At 75.0% G+C, this 20,942-nt stretch carries 20 protein-coding genes, 1 other RNA gene and 2 pseudogenes; 11 read left to right on the top strand and 12 right to left on the bottom strand.

Features of this window, described 5'->3' with window-relative positions; translation table 11 throughout:
- Positions 1 to 49: 49 nt before the first annotated feature.
- Complete coding sequence (locus ACWDVG_RS19480; protein ID WP_451700505.1) at positions 50 to 700, top strand: biliverdin-producing heme oxygenase; 651 nt, start codon at positions 50 to 52, stop codon at positions 698 to 700.
- Here ACWDVG_RS19480 and ACWDVG_RS19475 read toward each other — a convergent pair.
- Positions 690 to 1,382, bottom strand: coding sequence for a PhzF family phenazine biosynthesis protein (locus ACWDVG_RS19475; RefSeq protein WP_451700504.1), 693 nt, complete (start codon positions 1,380 to 1,382; stop codon positions 690 to 692). The two genes, ACWDVG_RS19480 and ACWDVG_RS19475, sit on opposite strands and share 11 nt — an antisense overlap.
- Before the next feature lie 151 nt (positions 1,383 to 1,533).
- Between ACWDVG_RS19475 and ACWDVG_RS19470 the strand changes: the two genes are divergently transcribed.
- Positions 1,534 to 2,556 (top strand): hypothetical protein, encoded by a 1,023-nt coding sequence (locus ACWDVG_RS19470; RefSeq protein ID WP_451700503.1) that lies wholly within the window; start codon positions 1,534 to 1,536, stop codon positions 2,554 to 2,556.
- A gap of 114 nt (positions 2,557 to 2,670) precedes the next feature.
- Here the strand turns inward: ACWDVG_RS19470 and ACWDVG_RS19465 are convergent, their stop codons facing one another.
- On the bottom strand, positions 2,671 to 3,432 hold the full coding sequence (locus ACWDVG_RS19465) for a bifunctional DNA primase/polymerase (RefSeq protein ID WP_451700502.1): 762 nt from the start codon (positions 3,430 to 3,432) through the stop codon (positions 2,671 to 2,673).
- Between the two features lie 125 nt (positions 3,433 to 3,557).
- Positions 3,558 to 4,178 carry a TetR/AcrR family transcriptional regulator gene (locus ACWDVG_RS19460; protein WP_451700501.1) on the bottom strand — a complete coding sequence of 207 codons (621 nt, stop codon included), beginning with the start codon at positions 4,176 to 4,178 and terminating at the stop codon, positions 3,558 to 3,560.
- Positions 4,179 to 4,391: 213 nt separating this feature from the next.
- Here ACWDVG_RS19460 and ddaH point away from each other — a divergent pair, with 213 nt between their 5' ends.
- Positions 4,392 to 5,222: a dimethylargininase gene (gene ddaH / locus ACWDVG_RS19455; RefSeq protein WP_451700500.1), complete on the top strand. Its 831-nt coding sequence runs from the start codon at positions 4,392 to 4,394 to the stop codon at positions 5,220 to 5,222.
- 3 nt (positions 5,223 to 5,225) lie between these two features.
- On the opposite strand, the gene ACWDVG_RS19450 is transcribed toward ddaH, so the two are convergent.
- Together ACWDVG_RS19450 and ACWDVG_RS19445 are read right to left on the bottom strand one after the other, a co-directional pair.
- The gene (locus tag ACWDVG_RS19450) at positions 5,226 to 6,212 is read right to left on the bottom strand and encodes a small ribosomal subunit Rsm22 family protein (RefSeq protein WP_451700499.1); all 987 of its coding nucleotides are present in this window, start codon (positions 6,210 to 6,212) and stop codon (positions 5,226 to 5,228) included.
- Between the two features lie 86 nt (positions 6,213 to 6,298).
- A complete protein-coding gene (locus ACWDVG_RS19445; protein ID WP_451700498.1) occupies positions 6,299 to 7,570 on the bottom strand; it encodes a Bcr/CflA family multidrug efflux MFS transporter in 1,272 nt (423 codons plus the stop codon).
- Positions 7,571 to 7,734: 164 nt separating this feature from the next.
- Here ACWDVG_RS19445 and ACWDVG_RS19440 point away from each other — a divergent pair, with 164 nt between their 5' ends.
- A complete protein-coding gene (locus tag ACWDVG_RS19440) occupies positions 7,735 to 8,736 on the top strand; it encodes a Gfo/Idh/MocA family protein (RefSeq protein WP_451700496.1) in 1,002 nt (333 codons plus the stop codon).
- Here ACWDVG_RS19440 and ACWDVG_RS19435 read toward each other — a convergent pair.
- On the bottom strand, positions 8,723 to 10,354 hold the full coding sequence (locus ACWDVG_RS19435) for an alkaline phosphatase D family protein (RefSeq protein WP_451700495.1): 1,632 nt from the start codon (positions 10,352 to 10,354) through the stop codon (positions 8,723 to 8,725). The genes ACWDVG_RS19440 and ACWDVG_RS19435 overlap by 14 nt on opposite strands.
- A 102-nt stretch (positions 10,355 to 10,456) precedes the next feature.
- Between ACWDVG_RS19435 and ACWDVG_RS19430 the strand changes: the two genes are divergently transcribed.
- Positions 10,457 to 11,233, top strand: coding sequence for an SDR family oxidoreductase (locus tag ACWDVG_RS19430; protein ID WP_451700494.1), 777 nt, complete (start codon positions 10,457 to 10,459; stop codon positions 11,231 to 11,233).
- 95 nt (positions 11,234 to 11,328) lie between these two features.
- On the opposite strand, the gene ACWDVG_RS19425 is transcribed toward ACWDVG_RS19430, so the two are convergent.
- Positions 11,329 to 11,652 (bottom strand): nuclear transport factor 2 family protein, encoded by a 324-nt coding sequence (locus ACWDVG_RS19425; protein ID WP_451700493.1) that lies wholly within the window; start codon positions 11,650 to 11,652, stop codon positions 11,329 to 11,331.
- A gap of 71 nt (positions 11,653 to 11,723) precedes the next feature.
- On the opposite strand from ACWDVG_RS19425, the gene ACWDVG_RS19420 reads away from it, so the two are divergent.
- Both ACWDVG_RS19420 and ACWDVG_RS19415 read left to right on the top strand, forming a co-directional pair.
- A complete protein-coding gene (locus ACWDVG_RS19420; RefSeq protein WP_451700492.1) occupies positions 11,724 to 12,050 on the top strand; it encodes a MazG-like family protein in 327 nt (108 codons plus the stop codon).
- A 78-nt stretch (positions 12,051 to 12,128) separates the two neighbouring features.
- Positions 12,129 to 12,572, top strand: a complete 444-nt coding sequence (locus ACWDVG_RS19415; RefSeq protein ID WP_451700491.1) for a hypothetical protein — start codon at positions 12,129 to 12,131, stop codon at positions 12,570 to 12,572.
- Between the two features lie 49 nt (positions 12,573 to 12,621).
- On the opposite strand, the gene rnpB is transcribed toward ACWDVG_RS19415, so the two are convergent.
- Positions 12,622 to 13,020: RNase P RNA component class A (gene rnpB, locus ACWDVG_RS19410), an RNA gene on the bottom strand.
- 97 nt (positions 13,021 to 13,117) lie between these two features.
- On the opposite strand from rnpB, the pseudogene ACWDVG_RS19405 reads away from it, so the two are divergent.
- Both ACWDVG_RS19405 and ACWDVG_RS19400 read left to right on the top strand, forming a co-directional pair.
- A pseudogene (locus tag ACWDVG_RS19405) lies at positions 13,118 to 13,947 on the top strand (MerR family transcriptional regulator).
- Entirely contained in the window at positions 13,944 to 14,843 is a 900-nt protein-coding gene (locus tag ACWDVG_RS19400; protein WP_451700490.1) for a hypothetical protein, read from the top strand. The pseudogene ACWDVG_RS19405 and the gene ACWDVG_RS19400 overlap by 4 nt, the downstream one beginning before the upstream one ends.
- On the opposite strand, the gene ACWDVG_RS19395 is transcribed toward ACWDVG_RS19400, so the two are convergent.
- Positions 14,788 to 16,230, bottom strand: a complete 1,443-nt coding sequence (locus ACWDVG_RS19395; RefSeq protein WP_451700488.1) for an RNB domain-containing ribonuclease — start codon at positions 16,228 to 16,230, stop codon at positions 14,788 to 14,790. The genes ACWDVG_RS19400 and ACWDVG_RS19395 overlap by 56 nt on opposite strands.
- Before the next feature lie 95 nt (positions 16,231 to 16,325).
- On the opposite strand from ACWDVG_RS19395, the gene yaaA reads away from it, so the two are divergent.
- A complete protein-coding gene (gene yaaA / locus ACWDVG_RS19390; protein WP_451700487.1) occupies positions 16,326 to 17,093 on the top strand; it encodes a peroxide stress protein YaaA in 768 nt (255 codons plus the stop codon).
- Positions 17,094 to 17,163: 70 nt separating this feature from the next.
- A pseudogene (gene eda / locus ACWDVG_RS19385) lies at positions 17,164 to 17,787 on the top strand (bifunctional 4-hydroxy-2-oxoglutarate aldolase/2-dehydro-3-deoxy-phosphogluconate aldolase); the annotation flags it as partial.
- Positions 17,788 to 17,935: 148 nt separating this feature from the next.
- Here eda and ACWDVG_RS19380 read toward each other — a convergent pair.
- Genes ACWDVG_RS19380 through ACWDVG_RS19370 form a run of 3 tightly spaced genes read right to left on the bottom strand, consistent with a single transcriptional unit; the run spans position 17,936 to position 20,861 of the window.
- A complete protein-coding gene (locus tag ACWDVG_RS19380) occupies positions 17,936 to 19,303 on the bottom strand; it encodes a bifunctional RNase H/acid phosphatase (RefSeq protein ID WP_451700486.1) in 1,368 nt (455 codons plus the stop codon).
- Entirely contained in the window at positions 19,303 to 20,046 is a 744-nt protein-coding gene (locus ACWDVG_RS19375) for a zinc ribbon domain-containing protein (RefSeq protein WP_451700538.1), read from the bottom strand. The genes ACWDVG_RS19380 and ACWDVG_RS19375 overlap by 1 nt, the downstream gene beginning before the upstream one ends.
- Positions 20,043 to 20,861, bottom strand: a complete 819-nt coding sequence (locus ACWDVG_RS19370) for a Nif3-like dinuclear metal center hexameric protein (RefSeq protein WP_451700485.1) — start codon at positions 20,859 to 20,861, stop codon at positions 20,043 to 20,045. Before ACWDVG_RS19370 ends, ACWDVG_RS19375 begins: the two co-directional genes overlap by 4 nt.
- Between the last annotated feature and the right edge of the window lie 81 nt (positions 20,862 to 20,942).

The following is a 20,942-nucleotide window of genomic DNA, read 5'->3' as shown; positions in this document are numbered from 1 at the left end:
TTGGCAGGATCGTCATCGGTTCCCGTCCCATCGGTCCCGGAGGCACGCATTGGACACGCCCTTCTCCACGCTCATCCGTACGGCCTCGCACGAGCAGCACACGGAGGCGGAGACGTCGTCCTTCATGAGCGACCTCCTCGGCGGACGGCTGGCCGTGGACGCGTACGCGCGCTACACCGAGCAGCTCTGGTTCGTCTACCAGGCCCTGGAGGAGGGCGCGGAGGCCCTGCGGGACGACCCGGTCGCCGGGCCGTTCATACGGCCGGAGCTGTACCGCACGGCCGCCCTGGAGCAGGACCTCGCCCATCTGCGCGGGCCGGACTGGCGCGCCGCAGTCTCCCCGCTGCCCGCCACCGAGGCGTACGCGGAGCGGGTCGCCGAGTGCGCCCGCGACTGGCCCGCCGGCTACGTCGCCCACCACTACACCCGCTACCTCGGGGACCTGTCGGGCGGTCAGATCATCCGCGACAAGGCCGAGCGGACCTGGGGCTTCACGCGCAAGGGCGACGGCGTCCGCTTCTACGTCTTCGACGCGATCTCCAACCCGGCCGCGTTCAAGCGGACCTACCGCGAGCTGCTCGACGGCGTGAACGCCGACGACCTGGAGAAGCAGCGGATCGTCGACGAGTGCAAGCGGGCGTTCGCCTTCAACAGCGCCGTCTTCCGCGAGCTGGGCGGGGAGTTCCCGCTCAGCGCGTGAGCGTGTGATCCAGGCGGACCCGGCCGCCCAGCTCCACGATCCCGTCGGGGCCGGGGGCCGTGAGCAACTGCGACCCCCGGCCCTGTGTGATGTTCAGGGCACGTCCCAGCTCCGCCGTGAGCAGCAGCGCCGCCGCGCCGGTCGCCTCGTCCTCGTCGATGCCGTCCCCGCGCCCGGGGAAGGCCCGCGCCCTGACGCGGCCGGCAGCCTCCTCCTCCCACGCCCAGGCGTAGATCCACTCCCCGGGCTCCGGTACGTCGAGGGCGTCCACCTCGGCCGCGGAGCCGTACCGGCGCAGGGTGCGCGGCGGCGCCCACTCGGCGCGCGCCTCGATCCAGGTGAACTCGCCGTCCCCGCGCACCCACACCTCGCCGGCCGGCGGCTGGACGACCTCCAGGTCGAGGAGCCAGGCGGCGCCGACGAGCGGGTGACCGGCGAAGGGGAGGCGCAGGCCCGGGGTGTAGATGTCGACGATCCCCCGCTCGGGGTCGTCCACGAAAACCGTCTCGCTGAAGCCGAGTTCCTTGGCGAGCGCCTGCCGGGAGGACTCGTCCGGGACGATGCGCCCGTCGCGTACGACTCCGAGGGCGTTGCCGTGCCGGCCGTCGCCCGCACAGAAGACCCGGAGGACGTCGATGTCGATGTCGAGGTCGGCTGCGGAGCCGTGCGCGGTCGTGTTCATGTCGGAATTGAAGCACCCGGGGCACGGCCCTGTCCGGGTGCGCGGGCCTCAGGTCACGGTGTGGGCGCTGTATCCGGTCCCGGCGCCCGGGGCGTTCCGGGCCCCGATAGGGTCGGGGGCGTCCGTGCCGGTGGAGAGCAGAAGGCGACCGATGAGAAGGCTGAGGCGACCGCGGGTGCAGTCGCGGGCGCGGCTGGCGGCGAGGGGGATCGCGGCGACCGCGGCGACGCTCGTCCTGACGCTGGCGGCGAGCGGCTGCGTGACGGTGCACGGCGAGCTGGCCCTGCTGCCGGCGGCGACGGAGGCCGAGGCCGCGCAGGCGCTCGCCGAGTTCACGGCCGCCTACAACCGGGCCGACAAGGCGCACGACCCGGCCCTCGACGCGGACCGGGTGACCGGCCCCTTCGGTGCCACGAACCAGGCCGGGCTGCGGTCGCGTGCGGTCACGAGCCCCGGCGGCAACCCGAACCACCAGCCGCTCGAACTGACCGACGCCCGTTTCCTGCTGCCCCGCAAGGCGGGCTGGCCGCGCTGGTTCGTGGCCGACACCGACTCGAACCGGGACGTCGACGAGGGCCGCGAGGACAACCGCTGGCTCCTCGCCTTCCTGCGCAACGGGCCGGACCAGCCGTGGGAGGTCGCCCACCTGGCGATCCTGAGCACCGCCGCCGTGCCGGAGTTCGCGGCGGAGGAGGGGTACGCGGTGCCGGTCGCCGCGGACTCGGACGCCGTCGCCGTGGCGCCGAAGGACCTCGGAGCGCGGTACGCGGCGTTCCTGAGGGACGGCGAGCGGGGGCCGCTCGCCGCCGGGCCGCACACCACGGGCTGGCGCGATGACCGGCTGAAGGGCGAGAACCGGCCGGGGCTCGTGACCCAGTACGTCGACCAGGTCGCGGACCAGGGGGACTTCGCGCCCCTGGGGCTGCGCACCCGGGACGGCGGCGCGCTCGTCTTCTTCGCCACGCGGTACTTCGAGCGCCAGACGGCGGCGAAGGGGTACCGGCCGAAGGTGGCGCCCGAGGTGAAGGCGCTGATGACCGGGGAGGTCACGGACACGGTCACCCGGGAGTGGGTGTCGGACCAGGCGGCGCTGGTGCGCCCGGCGGGCACGGCCGAGGACGCGGTCGTCGTCGCGGGCCGGCTCCAGGGCGTGGTGGCGGCGGTCGGCTCGTAACCGGCGGTTCCGCACGCCGTCGGGCCGTCGGGCCGGCGGGACCCGGTCTCGGCGGCTCGGGACGTCAGCGGGCCAAGCGGCTCGGGACGTCAGCGGGCCAAGCGCCTCCGGACGTCAGCGGGTCAGCGGCCAGGCGACCTGGTGGGCCGCGTCCCCCTCGCCCGCGGCGGCGTACCGGGCGCACGCGTCGGTGAGGGTCTCCAGGAGGTTCAGCGGGTCGGGCAGGGGCTGCTCGGGCCCGCGGACCCAGGTGAGGACGGGGTGGTCCTCCCCGTCGCCGGGCAGCCGGGCGGGCGGTACGAGGACGTAGCTGCCGCGGCAGTGCCAGCGGAGCCCCGGGTGCTCGTCCATCGTCTCGGGGTGGCAGTCCAGCTCACAGGGCCACCACTCGTCCTCGTCCTCGGGGGTGCCGCGGGTGGCGGTGAAGAAGAGCATCCGGCCGCCGTCGCCGCTGTCCGGGGACTCGACGACGGGTCCGACCTCGACGCCCTCGATCAGGAGCCGCTCCAGGGCGGCCCGGCCGGCGGCCAGCGGCACGTCGAGGACGTCGTGGACCATGCCGGTGGCGGTGATGAAGTTGGCCTCGGGCTCGTTCCGGGCCCAGCGCTCGACCTGCGCCCGGTCGGTGGTCGACTGGGTCTGCCAGGCGAACGAGACGGGGTGGCGGGCGGGGGTGGGACAGCCGATGCGCTCACAGGAGCAGCTGTAGCCCACGGGGTACGCGGCGGGGGCCAGGGGCAGCCCGGCGGCGGCGACGGCCAGGAGCAGCGTCTCGCGGTCGTTCTCCTCGTCGGCCGCGGTGCGTTTCGGGCGCCTGCGCAGCCACTGTGCGAGTTTGCTCTCCGTGCCGCGGTAGCGGCCGATGCCGTCGCCCATCTATCCCCTCACACCTCATGCTCGCCCGTTCGGCTCTGCCCATGGTCCCACCATCCTGCGCTCCGGGTGACCGGACGGCGGAACCGGGGTGGGGAACGGGGGCACCGAGGGGGCGCGGGCGGCGGTCAGGGGCGGGGGGCGAGGCCGCGCAGGACCTGGTCGACGAGGGCGTCGGCGTAGGCGTGGGTGAGCGGCAGGGTGCGGTGGATCCAGCGGTGGTGGAGCGGCCCGACGAGCAGCTCGACGGCGAGGCGGGGGTCGACGTCCGGGTCGACGTCCCCGGCCGCGCGGGCGGCCTCGATGCGGCGGGTGTAGTACGCGAGCTGGGGTTCGAGCAGCGCGCTGGTGAAGCGGGCACCGAGTTCGGGGTCGACGATCCCCTCGGCGGCGAGCGCCCGCGTGGGGGCGTCGAAGGCGGGGTCGTTCATCTCGTCGACGGTGGAGCGCAGGACGTACCGGAGGTCGGCGGCGAGGTCTCCGGTGTCGGGGATCTCACTGTCGGCGTCGCCGCCGAGGGCCTCGTTGGCGCGGGCGGCGAGGTCGAGGAAGGCGTCGAGGAGGACGGCGGCCTTGGAGGGCCACCAGCGGTAGATGGTCTGCTTGCCGACCCCCGCGCGGGCGGCGATGCCCTCGATGGTGGTCCGGGCGTACCCGGCCTCGGAGACGAGGGCGAGGGCGGCGTCGAAGATGGCGCGGCGGGAGCGTTCGCTGCGGCGGGAGGCGTCGGGGGCCTTGGGCTCGGGCATGGCGCCAATCTAGCAGCCCGCGAGACGTGGCGTCTCGCGACAGGGTGGGGGACGGACGTTTCCCGTGGGGTTCGGTGCGGCTCGCGGTCCGGGAGGGAGGCGGAACCACCCGAACGGTCCACAGCGCGCGGGCCGTCGAGAGCGGACCATGGGGTCCACCGATCTTCGGTTCTTACCTCCGTCCGTTCGTTCGTGATCCGTGAGGAGCCCTCATTGCGCCCCACTCCGCGCACGCCCTCGCCCCGCCGTTACCTGATGTGCCCACCCACGCACTTCACGGTGACGTACTCCATCAACCCCTGGATGGACCCCACGAAACCGGTCGACCTGCCGCTCGCCCTCGCCCAGTGGGAGGACCTGCGCGACCGCTACCGCTCGCTCGGCCACACCGTGGAGCTGCTGGAGCCCCACCCCGCCCTGCCCGACATGGTCTTCGCCGCCAACGGCGCCACCGTCGTCGACGGCCGGGTGCTCGGCGCGAAGTTCGCCTACCCGGAGCGCACGGACGAGGCCGCCGCCCATCTGGCCTGGTACCGCAGAAACGGTTGGGCGCCGGAGGACGTCCGGGCGCCGGAGCACGTCAACGAGGGCGAGGGCGACTTCGCCGTCACCGCCTCCTGGGTCCTGGCGGGCCACGGCTTCCGCTCCAGTCCGCTCGCCCAGCTGGAGGCGCAGGAGTTCTTCGGGCGCCCGGTGATCGGCCTGGAGCTGGTGGACCCGCGCTACTACCACCTGGACACGGCGCTGTGCGTCCTGGACGACGCCCGGGACGAGGTCATGTACCACCCGGAGGCCTTCTCGCCCGGGAGCAGGGCCGTCCTCGCCCGGCTCTTCCCTGACGCGCTGCTCGCCACCGGGGCCGACGCGGCGGCGCTCGGCCTGAACGCGGTCAGCGACGGCCGCCACGTCCTGCTGCCGCAGACCGCCGTGGGCCTCTTCGAGCCGCTGCGGCAGCGTGGCTTCGAGCCGATCGGCATGGACCTGGGCGAGCTCCTCAAGGGCGGCGGCAGCGTGAAGTGCTGCACGCAGGAGCTGCGGGCCTGACCGTCAGTCCTCGTCGGCGGGCGGCCAGGGGTCGCCCCACTCGGCGTCGCGGGCCTGCTTGTACAGGGGCCCGTGGCGCTTCGTCACGGTGTCGCGGGCCAGGCCGTCGGGCCCGCAGAGCTCCAGGAGCACCTGGCCCTTGCGGATCTGCGGGCGGCGGGTGACGCGGGAGGGCGCGGGGGTCGCAGGGAACCGGACGGCCGCCACGTACGCGTACTTCTCGTCCTCGTAGGGCAGCGAGCCGCCCTTCACCCGCCGGTGCAGGGAGGAGCGGCTGACCCGTGCCGCGAAGTGGCACCAGTCCGTGCCCGGCACGATCGGGCAGGCGCCGCTGTGCGGGCAGGGCGCAGCGACCGTGAACCCGGCCCCGACGAGCGCGGTGCGGGCGGCGATGATCCGCTCGTAACCGTCCGGGGTGCCGGGCTCGACGATCACGACGGCGCCCCGGGCGGCCCGGGCGGCCTCGGCGACGAGCGCGGCGCGGTCCGCCTCGGTCAGCTCCTTCAGCACGTACGAGACGGTGACCAGGTCGGTCTCGTCGAGGCGCAGGGCGGCGCCGATGCGCTCGCGGCGCCACTCGGCGTCGAGGACCCCGCCGGCCAGCTCGCGGCCGAGGGCCAGGGCGGGTTCCGCCCAGTCGAGGACGGTCGTGCGGGGCGGGGCCACGTCCCAGGCCTCGGCGACGGCCCAGCTCGCAGCGCCGGTGCCGCCGCCGACGTCGGTGTGCGAGCGCGGCTCCCACGCGGGCGCGGCCGTCCGCAGGGCGTCGAGGGCGCCCCGTACCGCCTCGAAGGTCGCCGGCATCCGGTACGCGGCGTACGCGGCGACGTCGGAGCGGTCGCGGAGCACCGGGGCGTCCGTGGGGGTGGTCCCCCGGTAGTTGGCGATCAGCCGCTCGACGGCCTGCGCGGCCTGCCGGGGCGGGAGCCCGTCGAGCAGCGCGGCGAGGGCCGCGCGCAGGGAGTCGGCGGAGGGAGACGAGGCGTTCACCGAGACAGTCTAGGCGCCGCCGACGCACCGCCGATCACCGCCGACGCCCCGCCGACGCGCCGGCCGACGCCGTGACCGTACCGGGCTCAGACGGACCGCTGTCGCTGCTGCCAGGGGCGGCAGAGGCCCAGGAAGCAGCCGAGGGCGAGGACGGCGCAGCCGAGCTGGACGGCGGCCATGGGGACGGCCGTGTGCTCGCCGGCGAGGCCGACGAGGGGGGAGGCGAGCGCGGCGACGAGGAAGGAGGAGGTGCCGAGGAGCGCGGAGGCGGAGCCGGCGGCGTGCGGGGTGCGCATGAGGGCGAGGGCGTTGGTGTTGGGCGTGGTCAGGCCCATCGCGGACATGAGGACGAAGAGCCCGGCGGCGACGGGGACGAGCCCGACGTCGCCGAAGGCGCCGCTGGTCATGAGGAGGAGGGCGACGGCGGCCAGGAGGGTCGTGCCGAGGCCCCAGCCGAGGACCTTGTCGAGGCTGACGCGTCCGACGAGCAGCTTGCCGTTGATCTGGCCGAAGGCGACGAGGCCGACGGAGTTGATGCCGAAGAGCAGGCTGAAGGTCTGCGGGGAGGCCCCGTAGATCTCCTGGATCACGAACGGCGAGGCCGTGATGTACGCGAAGAGGGCGGCGAACGCGAGGCCCCCGGTGAGCATGTATCCGGTGAAGACGCGGTCGGCGAGGAGGCCGCGCATGGTCTGCAGGGCCGCGCCGACGCCGCCCTGCTGGCGGTGTTCGGGGGGCAGGGTCTCGCCCAGGAAGCGCCAGACGACCAGGGTGAGGAGCGCGCCGATCGCGGCGAGGACGTAGAAGACGCCCCGCCAGTCGGTGACGCGGAGGATCTGGCCGCCGATGAGGGGGGCGGCGATGGGGGCGGCGCCGGAGATCAGCATGAGGGTGGAGAAGAAGCGGGCCATCTCGACGCCGTCGTACAGGTCGCGCACCACGGCGCGGGCGATGACGATGGCCGCCGCGCCCGCGAGGCCCTGGAGGAGCCGGAAGCCGACGAGGAGTCCGGCGGTGGGGGCGAGGGCGCAGACGACGCTGGCGACGACGTAGACGGCCATGCCGGTGAGCAGCGGCCGCAGGCGGCCCCACTTGTCGCTCATGGGTCCGACGACGAGCTGGCCGAGCGCCATGCCGCCGATGCAGGCGGTGAGGGTGAGCTGGACGGTGCCGGCGGGGGCGTGCAGGGCCCGGCTGATCTCCGGGAGCGCCGGGAGGTACATGTCCATGGAGAGCGGGGGGAGGGCGCTGAGGCCGCCCAGGACGAGGGTGACGAGGAGACCCGTCCGCCGTCGCGCCGCGACGGGGGCGGGTTCGGTTATGTTCCCCTGTGTTGTTTTCTGGCCGCTCTCCGGCATCGACAGCTCCGTTTCGTTGAATCCGCGCCTATGCTCTCAGCTCGATCGACACGACCGACACGGGTTCGCCGCGTCGGACCGACGGGTCGGCATCGCAGGGTCGGATGTCCGGGCGCGGTCCCGGGCCGGAATCTCAGGGTCGGAGTTTCAGGGTGGGGATGGACATGGACAGGACAGTGCGCTGGGGGATCCTGGCGACGGGCGGGATCGCGGAGCGGTTCGCCACGGACCTGCGGACGCTCGACGGCGCCGAGGTCGTCGCGGTGGCGTCCCGCACGGAGGCCTCGGCGAAGGCCTTCGCCGACCGGCACGGCATCGCGCGGGCGTACGGCGAGTGGGCCGGGCTCTTCGCCGACGAGGACGTGGACGTGGTGTACGTCGCGACGCCGCACCACGCCCACCGGGAGGCGGCGGGCCTCGCCCTGGAGGCCGGCAAGGCGGTGCTGTGCGAGAAGGCGTTCACGCTCAACGCCCCCGAGGCGGCCGAGCTGGTCGGCCTCGCCCGGGACCGGGGCCTCTTCCTGATGGAGGCCATGTGGATGTACTGCAACCCGCTCGTCCGGCGCCTGGTGGAGCTGGTGCGCGACGGCGCCGTCGGCGAGGTCCGCACGATCCAGGCGGACTTCGGGCTCGCGGGCCCCTTCGCGGCCGACCACCGGCTGCGGGACCCGGCCGTGGGCGGCGGGGCGCTGCTCGACCTGGGCGTGTACCCGGTGTCGTTCGCGCACCTGCTGCTGGGCGAGCCGTCCGTGGTGCAGGCGCACGCGCGGATCTCCCCGGAGGGCGTCGACCTGAACACGGGGATGCTGCTGGGCTGGGAGTCGGGGGCGTCGGCGCTGCTGTCCTGCTCCCTGGAGGCGGACACCCCGCTGACGGCGTCCGTGACCGGCACCGAGGGCCGCATCGACGTGCCGCGCGGCTTCTTCTTCCCCGAGCGGTTCACGCTGGTGCGGGAGGGGCGGGAGCCCGTGGAGTACGTGAACGAGGACGACCCGCACTCGATGCGGCACGAGGCGGCCGAGGTGATGCGCTGCCTGCGAGCAGGCGAGACGGAGTCGCCGCTCGTCCCCCTCGACGGCACGCTCGCGGTGATGCGGACGCTCGACGCGGTACGGGACCGCGTCGGCGTCCGCTATCCGCGGGAGGTGCTGGTCAGGCAGGGGTGAGGCCCGGGTTGCCCGCCTCCGTGACGTAGGAGGCCGCGGTGGTGACGGGGGCGCCCGGGGTCGTCACGTACGGGACCGTACGGAAGTCGGCGCGGGCGCTCTCCTCGCCGAGCGCCACCGTGACGTAGCCCCGGCGCCCGTTGAAGAACCGCAGGTGCGGGTTGGCCTGCGTGAGCCGGTCGTAGTTCGACGGGCGGTCGGCGCCGTCCTTTCCGCTGGCGATCGAGGTGGCGACGATCTCGGTGCCCAGGGTCCGGGAGGACGGGTCGCGGAAGTCGGCCTTGATGTCGAGGCCGTAGCCGACGTGGACGTCCCCGGTGAGCACCATCAGGTTCTCCACGCCGGCGGCCTCGGCGCCCGCGAGGATCCGCCGCCGGGAGGCCGGGTAGCCGTCCCAGGAGTCCATGGAGAGCTTGAAGTCGGCGGTGGGGCGGTCGCGGCGCTCGGCGAACACGACCTGCTGCGGCAGGACGTTCCAGCGGGCCCGCGAGGCGCTCCAGCCGTCGAGCAGCCAGCGCTCCTGCGCGGCGCCGGTCATGGTGCGCGCCGGGTCCTCGGAGAGCGGGCCCGGGACCTGCCAGCCGTCGCCGTACGCCTGGTCGGAGCGGTACTGGCGGGTGTCGAGGATGTCGAACTGGGCGAGGCGGCCGAAGCGCAGGCGCCGGTAGAGCCGCATGTCGGGGCCCTCGGGCCGCTGCGGGAGGCGCAGCGGCTGGTGCTCCCAGTAGGCGCGGTAGGCGGCGGCCCTGCGGAGCAGGAACTCCTCGGGCGGGACGCCGTTCTCGGGCGTGCCGCCCGCGTAGTTGTTCTCGGTCTCGTGGTCGTCCCAGGTGACGACGAAGGGGTGGGCGGCGTGCGCGGCGCGCAGGTCGGGGTCCGACTTGTAGAGGCCGTAGCGCAGCCGGTAGTCCTCCAGGGTGACGGTCTCGCGGTTGAAGACGGCGGGGAGGGTGCGGTCCGTGTAGGCGCGGGCGCCGCCGGTGGCGTTGACCGCGTACTCGTACAGGTAGTCGCCGAGGTGGAAGACGACGTCGACGTCCTCGTCGGCGAGGTGGCGGTAGGCCGTGAAGTAGCCGTCGTGGTACGCCTGGCAGGAGACGGCGGCGAGCTTCAGGCCGGTGGTGCGGGCGCCGGGGGCCGGGGCGGTGCGGGTCCGTCCCACCGGGCTGGTCCAGTCGCCGACCCGGAAGCGGTAGTAGAACACCCGGTCGGCGTCGAGGTGGTCGACCTCGACGTGCACGGCGTGCCGGAACTCCGGGTGGGCGGTGACCCGGCCGCGCCGCACGGTCCGGGTGAACCGCTCGTCGCGGGCCAGCTCCCAGTGGACGCCGACGCGGGCGGCGGGCAGTCCGCCCCCGGGCTCGAAGGGGCGCGGCGCGAGCCGGGTCCAGAGCAGGACGGAGCCGGGCAGCGGGTCGCCGGAGGCCACGCCCAGGGTGAACGGGTCCTCGGTGACGCGCCGCCCGTCGAGCTCGGCGGCGGCCGCGGCGCCGGCGACGGGCAGCTGGGTGGCGAAGGCGAGCGCGGCGGCGGCGCCGGTGGCGGTGAGGAACCGGCGGCGGCCGAAGTGCCGTGCTGCGGCGCGGAGTTCCTCGGAGTGCTCGTGCGTGCGGTTCATGTGCCCCTCCCCGGACGGATGCTGTGCGTCCGTCATTCGAAGGGCCCGGGGCGACCTCCCCTTGTCGAGTACAGAACATCCACGTGTCGGACGGATGAGTTCATGGCGCACGCGTCTCGCGTACGCTGCGCGGCCATGAGCATCGCAGTGGTGACGGGAGCGGGATCGGGCATCGGCCGGAGCGTGGCCCTCGCCCTCGCGGCGGCCGGCTGGTCGGTGGCCCTGGCGGGCCGCAGGGCCGGCGCCCTGGAGGAGACGGCCGCGGCCCTGCCGGACGGCGACTTCCTGTGCGTCCCGACGGACGTGACCTCGGCGGAGGAGGTGGCGGCCCTGTTCGCGGCGGTGCGGGACCGCTACGGCCGCGTCGACCTGCTCTTCAACAACGCCGGTACGTTCGCGGGCGGCGGCGTCCCCGTCGAGGAGCTGGACCCGGAGACCTGGCGGGCGGTGGTCGACGTCAACCTGACGGGCGCGTTCCTCTGCGCCCAGGCCGCCTTCCGGGCGATGAAGGAGCAGGACCCGCGGGGCGGCCGGATCATCAACAACGGCTCCGTCGCGGCGCACGTGCCGCGCCCGCACTCGATCGCGTACACGGCGACGAAGCACGCGATGACGGGCCTGACGAAGTCCCTGTCGCTGGACGGGCGGGCGTACCGGATCGCCTGCGGGCAGATCGACATCGGCAACGCGGCGACCGAGATGACGGCCCGCATGCAGACCGGGATCCTCCAGGCCAACGGCGAACTGGCGGCGGAGCCCGTGATGGACGCGGCGGACGTGGCGGCGACGGTGGTGCACATGGCGGCGCTGCCACTGGAGGCGAACGTGCAGTTCGCGACGGTGATGGCGACGGCGATGCCGTACATCGGGCGGGGCTGAGGTCCCCCGCGGCGCACGGGGCCCGCGGTGGGGGGCGCCGGGGGCGGGGGTGTCGGGGGCGGGGGCGTCCGCCGGGCCCCCACCCCGCTCCCGTCCTAGGCCTGGCCGGTCTCGAAGCGGGAGACCTTCCCGCCGTCGACGGTGAACTGCCACCGGGTGCGCATCTCGCCCCAGGTGTCGTTGCGGTAGCGGGCGACGAGCGCGAGCCCGCCGTCCGCCTCCTTCTCGACGTCCATGTGCCCGCGCGAGACGAACACCTCGCGGTCGAGCCAGTCCTTGAGGTCGCGGTCGGAGCCGTCGTCCGACATCGTCGCACCGGGGGCCAGGAGGCCGGTGAGGGCCGTCTCGTCACCGGCGTTGAGGGCCGTGACGAAGGCGCGCACGGTCGGGTCGCTGAGCTGGTTCACGGGGATGGTCATGCCCCACCCGTACACCGCCGCGCCCCCGGGCCGGGCCCCGCGCGCCGACGACACCTGGCAAGCTGCCCCGTATGACCGACACGGACGCCTGGGCCACCGTCACCCGTCTGCACGCCTGGCTGGCCGAGCACCAGCGGCTGCCGAGGGAACAGGAAGTGCTCCTGCGGGTCCTGAAGCTCTCCGAGGAGGTCGGGGAGGTGGCGCAGGCCGTGATCGGTGCGACCGGCCAGAACCCGCGCAAGGGCAGGAGCCACGACTGGCCGGACGTCGAGGCCGAGCTGTGCGACGTCGTCATCACGGCGATGGTGGCGCTGCGGACCCTGACGCCGCGGGCGGACGAGGTCTTCGCCGAGCACCTGAGCCGAGTGGCCGAGCGCGCGCTGCCGCGCCCCCGGTGACGCGAGCGTGTCACTGGCCCCGGCCGGACACTCCCGGGCAGGATCGGCACAACTGCCGCATTCAGCACAGGAGGAGCTTTGTCGGACACCGACAGGATCGTGAAGCTGTACGCGAAGGGGGCCCCGGTCGGCCTCCTCAACGGGGGCCTCGTCGCCCTCCTCGTCGAACGCGAACTGGCCGCCGAGTGGGCGGTGAGCCAGGAGCCCGGCGGCTTCCGCTTCACCGTGAAGGGCACGGAGGACGTGATCGCCGCCGACGGCACCGAGCGCGCCCCCGTGGCGGTCCGCCCCGACGACTCCCCCGCCTCCGTGTGGCGCCTCCAGCGCGTCGACGGCACGGGCGCCCCCGCGCTCGCCACGGTCGACTCGCTGGCCGACCTGCGGACGGGCACGTACGTGATCGACCAGCACGGCCTGCCGCTCGGCCGCGACCTCTTCGAGGACCGCTCGCTCACCCCGAAGCCCGTCCTCGTCCGCACGGACGACCGGGACCCGCTCTGGGAGGTGGAGGTGCTGGCCTGAGGGCGGCCCGCAAGACGACCGGGCGGGCGGGGCGCAAGCCGTGGAGCGGCAGACGAGTCGGGCTGTACGCCGGGTTCTGTGCCCCGGGACCTCGCGGTCGTCGGGGTGACGGCCATCCATCTAGGACCGGCGTTGCCGCCGGTCTCGTGCGGTCTACCCGCGGACTCGGGCGAGCAGCCCTCGGACATCCGCGCAGGGACACCGGGGTGTCCCCTCTTGACCTTGCTCCGGGTGGGGTTTACCGAGCCGCCTGAGTCACCTCAGGCGCTGGTGGTCTCTTACACCACCGTTTCACCCTTACCGAGGGCCGAGGCCCCCGGCGGTCTGTTTTCTGTGGCACTGTCCCGCGGGTCACCCCGGGTGGCCGTTAGCCACCACCCTGCTCTGTGGAGCCCGGACGTTCCTCGGGAGGATCCTGGGATCCCCACGCGGCCGCCCGCCCGGCTCGTCTGCCGTGCCGACCATGCTACCCGCAGGACCGGGGCCCGCTCGACCGCGTCGGACCGGCTTGACCCTGCCGCGACGTCAGGGTTTCTACTGGGGCCATGCGCATCGGCGAGATCGCCGCGCTGGTCGGGGTCACCCCTCGTGCCGTGCGGCACTACCACCACCTGGGGCTGCTGCCCGAGCCCGGACGACGGCCCAACGGTTACCGGGCGTACGGCGTCCGCGACGCCGTCCTGCTCGCCCGCATCCGGCGGCTGACCGAGCTGGGGCTCGGCCTCGACGAGGTGCGGGACGTGCTCGCCGACGAGGCGGGGCGCGACCTCGTGGAGGTCCTGGAGGAGCTGGACGAGGACCTCGCGCGGCAGGAGGCGCTCGTGCGGGAGCGGCGGCTCAGGCTCGCCGGGCTCCTCGCGGAGGCCCGGGAGGGCCGGCTCGTCGCCGAGGGCCCGGTCTCTCCCGAGCTGGCCGCGCTGCTCGCCGGGCTCGGCGAGCTGCCGGACTCCCCCATGGCGGCGAAGGACCGGGAGCTCCTGGCCCTGCTCGACACGGTGGTGCCGGAGGCGGAGCGGGGCGAGCTGATGCGCCTGATGCACGAGGCGGCGGGCGCGGCCGAGGTGAACGCCCACGAGCTGTACGGCTCCTCGACGCCCTCGTCGACGTGGCGCCGGACGACCCGCGGGTGGACGAGGCGGCCCGCGCCCTGGCCGCCGTCCTGCCCGTCGGCCTCGCCGTGGAGCTGCCCCCGGAGGGCTCCGGCGGCCTCGCCGACGTCTTCTTCGCCGACCTCGCCCCCGCGCAGGCGGCGGCGGTACGGCGCGGGGTGGCGCTGGCGGTGGCCCGCCGCCACGGTACGGAGACGGGGACGGGTACGGAGACGCGTACGGGTACGGGCCCGGAGCCGTCGGAGAGCGGGGAGGGACACCGATGAGCGGCACGGACGCGGTACGGATACCGGGAGGTCCACCGGCCGAAGCCCCGCGCCGGGGGCGGGCGCTGCGGGTCCTGCGCGGGGTCGCGTACGCCGCGCTCCCCGCCGAGCTGGTGCTCTTCGTCTGTCTGCTCGCCGGCGTACGGGTTCCCGGTGGCGTGCTGCTCGCCGCGGAGCTGCTCGTCCTGACGCTCCTCGCCGCGGAGGCGGCGCTGTGGGTACGGCTGTGGCGGCGCGGCCTGACGGGCCGGGAGGCGCTGGGCGAGCTGGTGCCCGAGCCGGTGCTGCGGCTCGTCGGCCACGAGCTGCGGCTGATGACGAGCCTGGTCCGCTGGGCGGCCCGCAGGCCCCACGGGATCGCGGGCGCCGACGGGGTCTTCCCGTACGCGCGTGACCAGGCCGCCCTGATGTACGGCTTCGCGTTCGTGTGCCTGGTCGAGACGGCCGGGATGTCCTGGCTCCTGGCGGACCTGCCGGTCGTCCACGCGATCGTGCTCGTCCTCGACGTCTACACGGTGCTGTTCGTGCTCGGGCTGCACGCCGCGTCGGTCACCCGCCCGCACCTCATCGCCGGCGACGCCCTGCGGGTCCGGCAGGCGGCCCACGTCGACGTGCGGGTGCCGCTCGGCCTGATCGCGGCCGTCCGCCAGGAGTCGCTGTTCACCCACGAGAAGGCGGAGGGCGCACTGAACCTCGCCGTCGGCTCGCACACCAGCGTGACCATCGAGCTGACCGAGCCGGTCGACGCGCCGCGGCTGCTCGGCGCGCCCCGGCCCGTACGCCTGATCCGCTGCCACGCGGACGATCCGCGGGCCTTCGGACAGGCCCTCGCGCAGGCCCTCAGGCGGGCGCGAACAGCACCTTCGCCCGACCGGGGTCGGCCTCCGCGAGCCTGACCCGCAGCCATTCCCCGAGCGGCAGTCGGGAGGTCCCGCCCGCGATCCGGGCGACGACGGCCGGGTCGTCGAGGTGCACGGTGCCGACCGCCGGGTCGGGGTCCTTCACGTCGACCACGTACGCGTCGAAGACCTCGCCGACCCGCCCGCTCAGGAGCGCCGCCTCGACGATGTCGACGCTCTCCCGTTCGACGGCGCCCGCCCGGCGCGAGCCCGCGGCCATCGTGTCAGGGAGGGCGGGCAGCGCGGCCCGCACCCACTCGGGCGGTTCGTCCCCGGCCACCGCGGCCACGCACAGCTCGCTCGCGTACCGGTCGACGAGCCGCCGCAGCGGCGCCGTGCAGTGCGTGTACTCGTCGGCGACGGCCGCGTGCACGGCGGGGACGGGCACGTGCCCGTCGGTGAAGACGGTGTACCCGGCGCCGCGCAGGAGCGTCGTGCACTCCTGGAGGAAGGCCGCGTGGCGGGGGTCGGCCGGGTTCGCGGAGCGGACGACCTCCGCGTACGGGACGTGGTGCGGCCACTCCACGCCGAGGGCCTCGGCGCAGCGGCGCAGCCGGGCGACGGCGCCGTCCGGCGCGGTGGGCAGGGTGCGCAGGATGCCGGTGCCCGCGGCGGTCATGAGGTCGGCGGCGGCCATGCCGGTGAGGAGGGAGATCTGGGCGTTCCAGCCGTCGGCGGGCAGCGGGGCCCGGTAGGCCAGCGAGTAGGTGTGGTCGCGCTCGACGATCTCCTGCTCGGGCACGCTGAGCGAGATGCCGCCGCGTTCGACCTCCAGGGCCTCGCGGAGGAGCCCGATCTCCTTGAGCAGGGCGAGCGGTTCCTCGGCGGTGCCGGAGTCGATGCGGGCCTGTACGCCCGCGTAGTCGAGCTTGGCGCGGCTGAGGACGAGCGCGCGGCGGACGTCGGTGGCGACCCGGCGGCCCTCGGCGTCGAGGTCGATCCGCCACAGGACGGCGGGGCGCGGCTCGCCGGGCAGCAGGCTTGCGGCGCCCTCGGAGAGGACGGGCGGGTGGAGGGGCACCTTGCCGTCGGGGAAGTAGAGGGTGAGGACCCGTCGGTGGGCCTCGGCGTCGATCGCGCCGCCGGGAGCGACGAAGGCGGCGACGTCGGCGATGGCGTAGTGGACGCGGTAGCCGCCGTCGGCGCGCCGGGCCAGGTGCATGGCCTGGTCGAGATCGGTGGAGGTGGGCGGGTCGATGGTGAGGAAGGGGAGGTCCGTGGCGTCGTACGAGGGCAGCCGCGGGCTCTTGGCGGCGGCCTCGGCCTCGGCGAGGACGGCGGGCGGGAAGGCCTCGGGCACGGCGAGTTCGGTCCGGAGTGCGCGCAGGGCGGCCCGCAGGGGAGCCTCGGCTGCGCCGGTCACGTGGATGGGGCGGCGGGGCATGGGCCGAGCCTAGGGGGCGGGGCGGGGCCCGTCACCTCGTACGCTGGACGGCCGGGGCCGCACCCCCATCCCCGTACGGACGAAGGAGAACCACCGTGCTCGTGCTGTTGCCGCCCTCCGAGGGCAAGGCCTCCTCGGGGCGCGGGGCGCCGCTCAAGCCCGAGTCGCTGTCGCTGCCGGGCCTCGCCGGGGCGCGGGAGGCGGTCCTGGACGAGCTGGTCGAGCTGTGCGCCGCCGACGAGGAGAAGGCGCGCGAGGTGCTCGGTCTGAGCGAGGGACTGCGCGGGGAGGTAGCGAAGAACGTGGAGCTGCGGACGGCGGGCGCGCGGCCCGCGGGCGAGATCTACACGGGCGTGCTGTACGACGCGCTGGGCCTCGCGACGCTCGGCGCGGCGGCGCGGCGGCGGGCCGGGCGGTCGCTGCTCGTCTTCTCGGGGCTCTGGGGGGCGGTGCGGGTCACGGACCGGATCCCGTCGTACCGCTGCTCGATGGGCGTCAAGCTGCCGGGGCTCGGCGCGCTGGGCGCGCACTGGCGGGGCGCGATGGCGTCGGTGCTGCCGGAGGCGGCGGGCGACGGCCTGGTCCTGGACCTGAGGTCGGCGGCGTACGCGGCGGCGTGGAAGCCGAAGGGCGAGGTGGCGGCGCGGACGGCGACGGTGCGGGTGCTGCACGCGCCGACCCGGAAGGTCGTCAGCCACTTCAACAAGGCGACGAAGGGCCGGATCGTGCGGAGCCTCCTGGAGGCGGGCGCGGAGCCGGGGTCGCCCGTGGAGCTGGTGGAGGCGCTGCGGGACCTCGGGTACGTGGTGGAGGACGGCGGCAGGGCGGGGGCGCTGGACGTCCTGGTGGACGAGATCCACTAGTCGCAGCCCCCTTGTTGCGCCCTGCGCAACGGTCGTTGCGGGGAGTGCGGGCCCTGGGCAGGATGAGCCCATGACGAGCGTGTTCGACCTTGCCCCGGAAGCCCCCGTCGTCCCCGTCGTGGTCGTCGAGGACGCAGCCGACGCGGTGCCGCTGGCCCGGGCCCTGGTGGCCGGCGGGTTGCGACTGGTCGAGATCACGTTGCGCACCCCGGCGGCGCTCGACGCGGTGCGCGCGGTCGCGGCGGAGGTGCCGGAGGCGGTCGTCGGCGCGGGCACCGTCGTCTCGGCCGCCGGGGCGGAGGCGGCGGTGGCCGCCGGGGCCCGCTTCCTGGTCAGCCCCGGCTGGACGGAGCGGCTGCTGGGCGCGATGCGGGACGCGGGCGTGCCGTTCCTGCCGGGCGTCTCGACGGCGTCGGAGGCGCTGGCCCTGCTGGAGCGCGGGGTCACCGCCCTGAAGTTCTTCCCGGCGGAGGCGGCCGGCGGCGTCCCGTATCTGCGGTCCCTCGCGGGCCCGCTCCCCGGGGCGCGGTTCTGCCCCACGGGCGGCATCTCCGCCGCCTCCGCCCCCGCCTACCTCGCCCTGCCGAACGTCGGCTGCGTCGGCGGTACGTGGATGCTGCCGCCCGACGCCCTCGCGGCCCGCGACTGGGCGCGGGTGGAGGCGCTGGCGCGGGAGGCGGCGGCCCTGCGGGGGCGTGCGGCGCACGCCGGAGGCGCGGCGAGCGCGGACGGGGTGGCGAACGCGGACGGCGCGGCGAACGTGGACGGGGCTCCGAGCGCGGGCGGCGCAGCGCAGGCTCAGGCGGTCAGCACGGGCGCCCCGGACGGCGCTCCGAGCGCGGTCAGCGAAGGTGCGAGGTGTCGTTGAGGAGGCGGACGGAGGCGTTGCCGTCCGCGTAGTAGGCGACCGCCGAGAGGGAGGCCGCCGACAGCTCCATCTTGAACAGCGACTCCGGCGGGGCGCCGAGGGCGAGCCGCACCAGGGTCTTGATCGGGGTCACGTGGGTGACGAGCAGGACCGTGCGGCCCGCGTACGCGGCGGCGAGCCGGTCCCGGGTCGCGGCGACCCGGCGCGCCACGGCCGCGAAGCTCTCGCCGCCACCGGTCGGCTCGGCCTTCGGGGAGGCCAGCCAGGCGTCGAGGTCCTCAGGGTGGCGCTCCCGCACCTCGGCGAAGGTCAGCCCCTCCCAGGCGCCGAAGTCCGTCTCGCGCAGCCCCCGCTCGACGCGGACGTCGAGGCCGAGGCGGGCGGCGACGGCCGCGGCGGTCTGGCGGCAGCGGGTCAGCGGCGAGCTGACGATCTCCTGGATGGTGCCGCGCGCGGCGAGCGCGGCGGCGACGGCCTCGGCCTGCCGCAACCCGGCCGCCGACAGCTCGGGATCGGTCCCGCCGCTCCCGGAGAACCGCTTCTCGGGCGTCAGCGCGGTCTCCCCGTGACGCAGCAGCACGAACGTCGCCGGCGCCCCCATGTCGGGCCGCGCCCACCCCTGCGCGGGCGCGGGCGCGACGGCGACGGCAGGCACGGCGGCGACGGGTGCGGCCTGCGCCCCCCGCGCCTCGTGCCCGACGACGGCGGCGGCGCCGGCCTCCGCCTCGAAGTCGCCCTCTGCCTCGACGTACGCGGCGGCCCGCTCCCCGGCACCGGGGGCTCCCGCGGTCCCCGCCCTGAGGGCCTGGCGGGCGCGGGCCGCGCCCGCGGTCGCGTCGCCGGGCGGGGCCGAGGGAGGCGGCGGGGTGGCGGCGTTGCGGGCGGCCGAGGCGTCCAGGGCGGCCGTCGACGCGGACGGCTCCCAGGCGCGGCCGAGCTTGCCCGCGTCCATCGCCTCGTTGGCGAGGCGGTCGGCGTGCTTGTTGCGCTCGCGCGGGATCCACTCGTAGCGGACGCGGCCCGCGGGGAAGACCCGGCCCGCCTCCGCCGCCAGCGGCTTCATGTCGGGGTGCTTGATCTTCCAGCGGCCGGACATCTGCTCGACGACCAGCTTGGAGTCCATCCGGACCCGCACGCACGCGTCGGGGTCGAGGGCGAGGGCCGCGCGGAGGCCCGCGATGAGGCCCTTGTACTCGGCGACGTTGTTCGTCGCCACGCCGATGTACTCGGCGGCCTCCGCGAGGGGCTCCCCCGACTCGGGGTCGAGGACGACCGCGCCGTATCCGGCGGGGCCCGGGTTGCCCCGGGAGCCGCCGTCCGCCTCGACCACGAGCTCCCGCATTACAGGCCGGACTCCGCCGTGCGCACCAGGATCCGGCGGCAGTTCTCGCAGCGCACGACCGCGTCCTTGGCGGCGGCCCGCACCTCGTTGAGCTCGGTGATGTTGAGCTCGATGCGGCAGCCCTCGCACGTGCGCTGGTAGAGGCGGGCCGCGCCGACGCCGCCCTGCTGCTCGCGCAGCTTCTCGTACAGCTTCAGCAGGTCGGCCGGGACGGACCCGGCGACGAGTTCGCGCTCCTTGACGACGGAGGCGGACTCCGTGTCGAGCTCGGCCTGGGCGGCGTCGCGGCGCGCGGTGGCGTCGTCGACCTTGGCCTGGACGGCCTCCACGCGGCCGGTCAGCTCGGTGACCCGCTCCTGCGCGGACTCGCGGCGCTCCATGACCTCCAGGACGATCTCCTCCAGGTCGCCCTGGCGCTTGGCGAGCGAGGTGATCTCGCGCTGGAGGCTCTCCAGGTCCTTGGGGGAGGCCACGGCTCCGGAGTCGAGCCGCTGCTGGTCGCGGGCGGCGCGCTGGCGGACCTGGTCGACGTCCTGCTCGGCCTTGGTCTGCTCGCGGGCGCAGTCGCTCTCCTCGGTCTGCGCGGCGACGAGCAGGTCGCGCAGCTGGGTGAGGTCCTTGGTCAGCGCCTCGATCTCGGCGTGCTCGGGCAGCGCCCTGCGCTTGTGGGCGAGCTGCTGGAGTCGTACGTCCAGGGCCTGGACGTCGAGGAGTCGGATCTGGTCGGCGGGCGCGGCGTTCAGTTGGGGGCTCCAGGAGAGGTGTGGTGGGAGGACCAGGGGTCGGTGACCGTCTTCGAGACGTGGACGCGGAGGTCCCAGCCGTGGCGGTCGGAGATCTCGTCGAGCTGGGCGGCGGCCTGCTCGCACCAGGGCCATTCGGTGGCCCAGTGGGCGGCGTCGACGAGCCCGAGCGGGGAGTGCTGGGTGGCCTCGGAGACGGGGTGGTGGCGCAGGTCGGCGGTGAGGAAGGCGTCCACACCGGCCGCGCGGACGGCGTCGAAGAGGCTGTCGCCGGAGCCGCCGCTGACGGCGACGCGGCGGACGGTCGCGTCCGGGTCGCCGGCGACCCGGACGCCCTGCGCGGTGGCGGGGAGCCGGGCGGCGGCGCGGGCGGCGAAGTCGGCGAGGGTCTCGGGGTGGTCGAGCTCGCAGATCCGGCCGAGGTTGTTCTCGGGGACGAGGGGGCCGGTGACCCGCAGGCCGAGCGCTCCGGCGAGGGCGTCGGAGACGCCGGGGTCGGCCGTGTCGGCGTTGGTGTGCGCGACGTGCAGGGCGATGTCGTGCTTGATGAGCGTGTGCACGACCCGGCCCTTGAAGTGGCCGGCCGCGACCGTCGTCGTACCGCGCAGGTAGAGCGGGTGGTGGGTGACGATCAGGTCGGCGCCGAGGGCGATCGCCTCGTCGGCGATCTCCTGGACGGGGTCGACGGCGAAGAGGACGCGGCCGACCTCGGCGTCGGGGTCGCCGCAGACGGTGCCGACGGCGTCCCACGACTCGGCCCGCTCCGGCGGCCAGAGGGCGTCGAGCGCGGCGATGACTTCAGACAGACGGGGCACGGAGGAAAGGCTACCTGTCCTGCGCGCCCCGCCGTCCTGGCCTGTGGACAACCCCCGGCGGCCGGCCGTCCTGGCCTGTGG

Source organism: Streptomyces sp. NPDC003327 (genome assembly GCF_053589515.1).
This window is presented reverse-complemented; position numbering and strand designations above follow the sequence as displayed.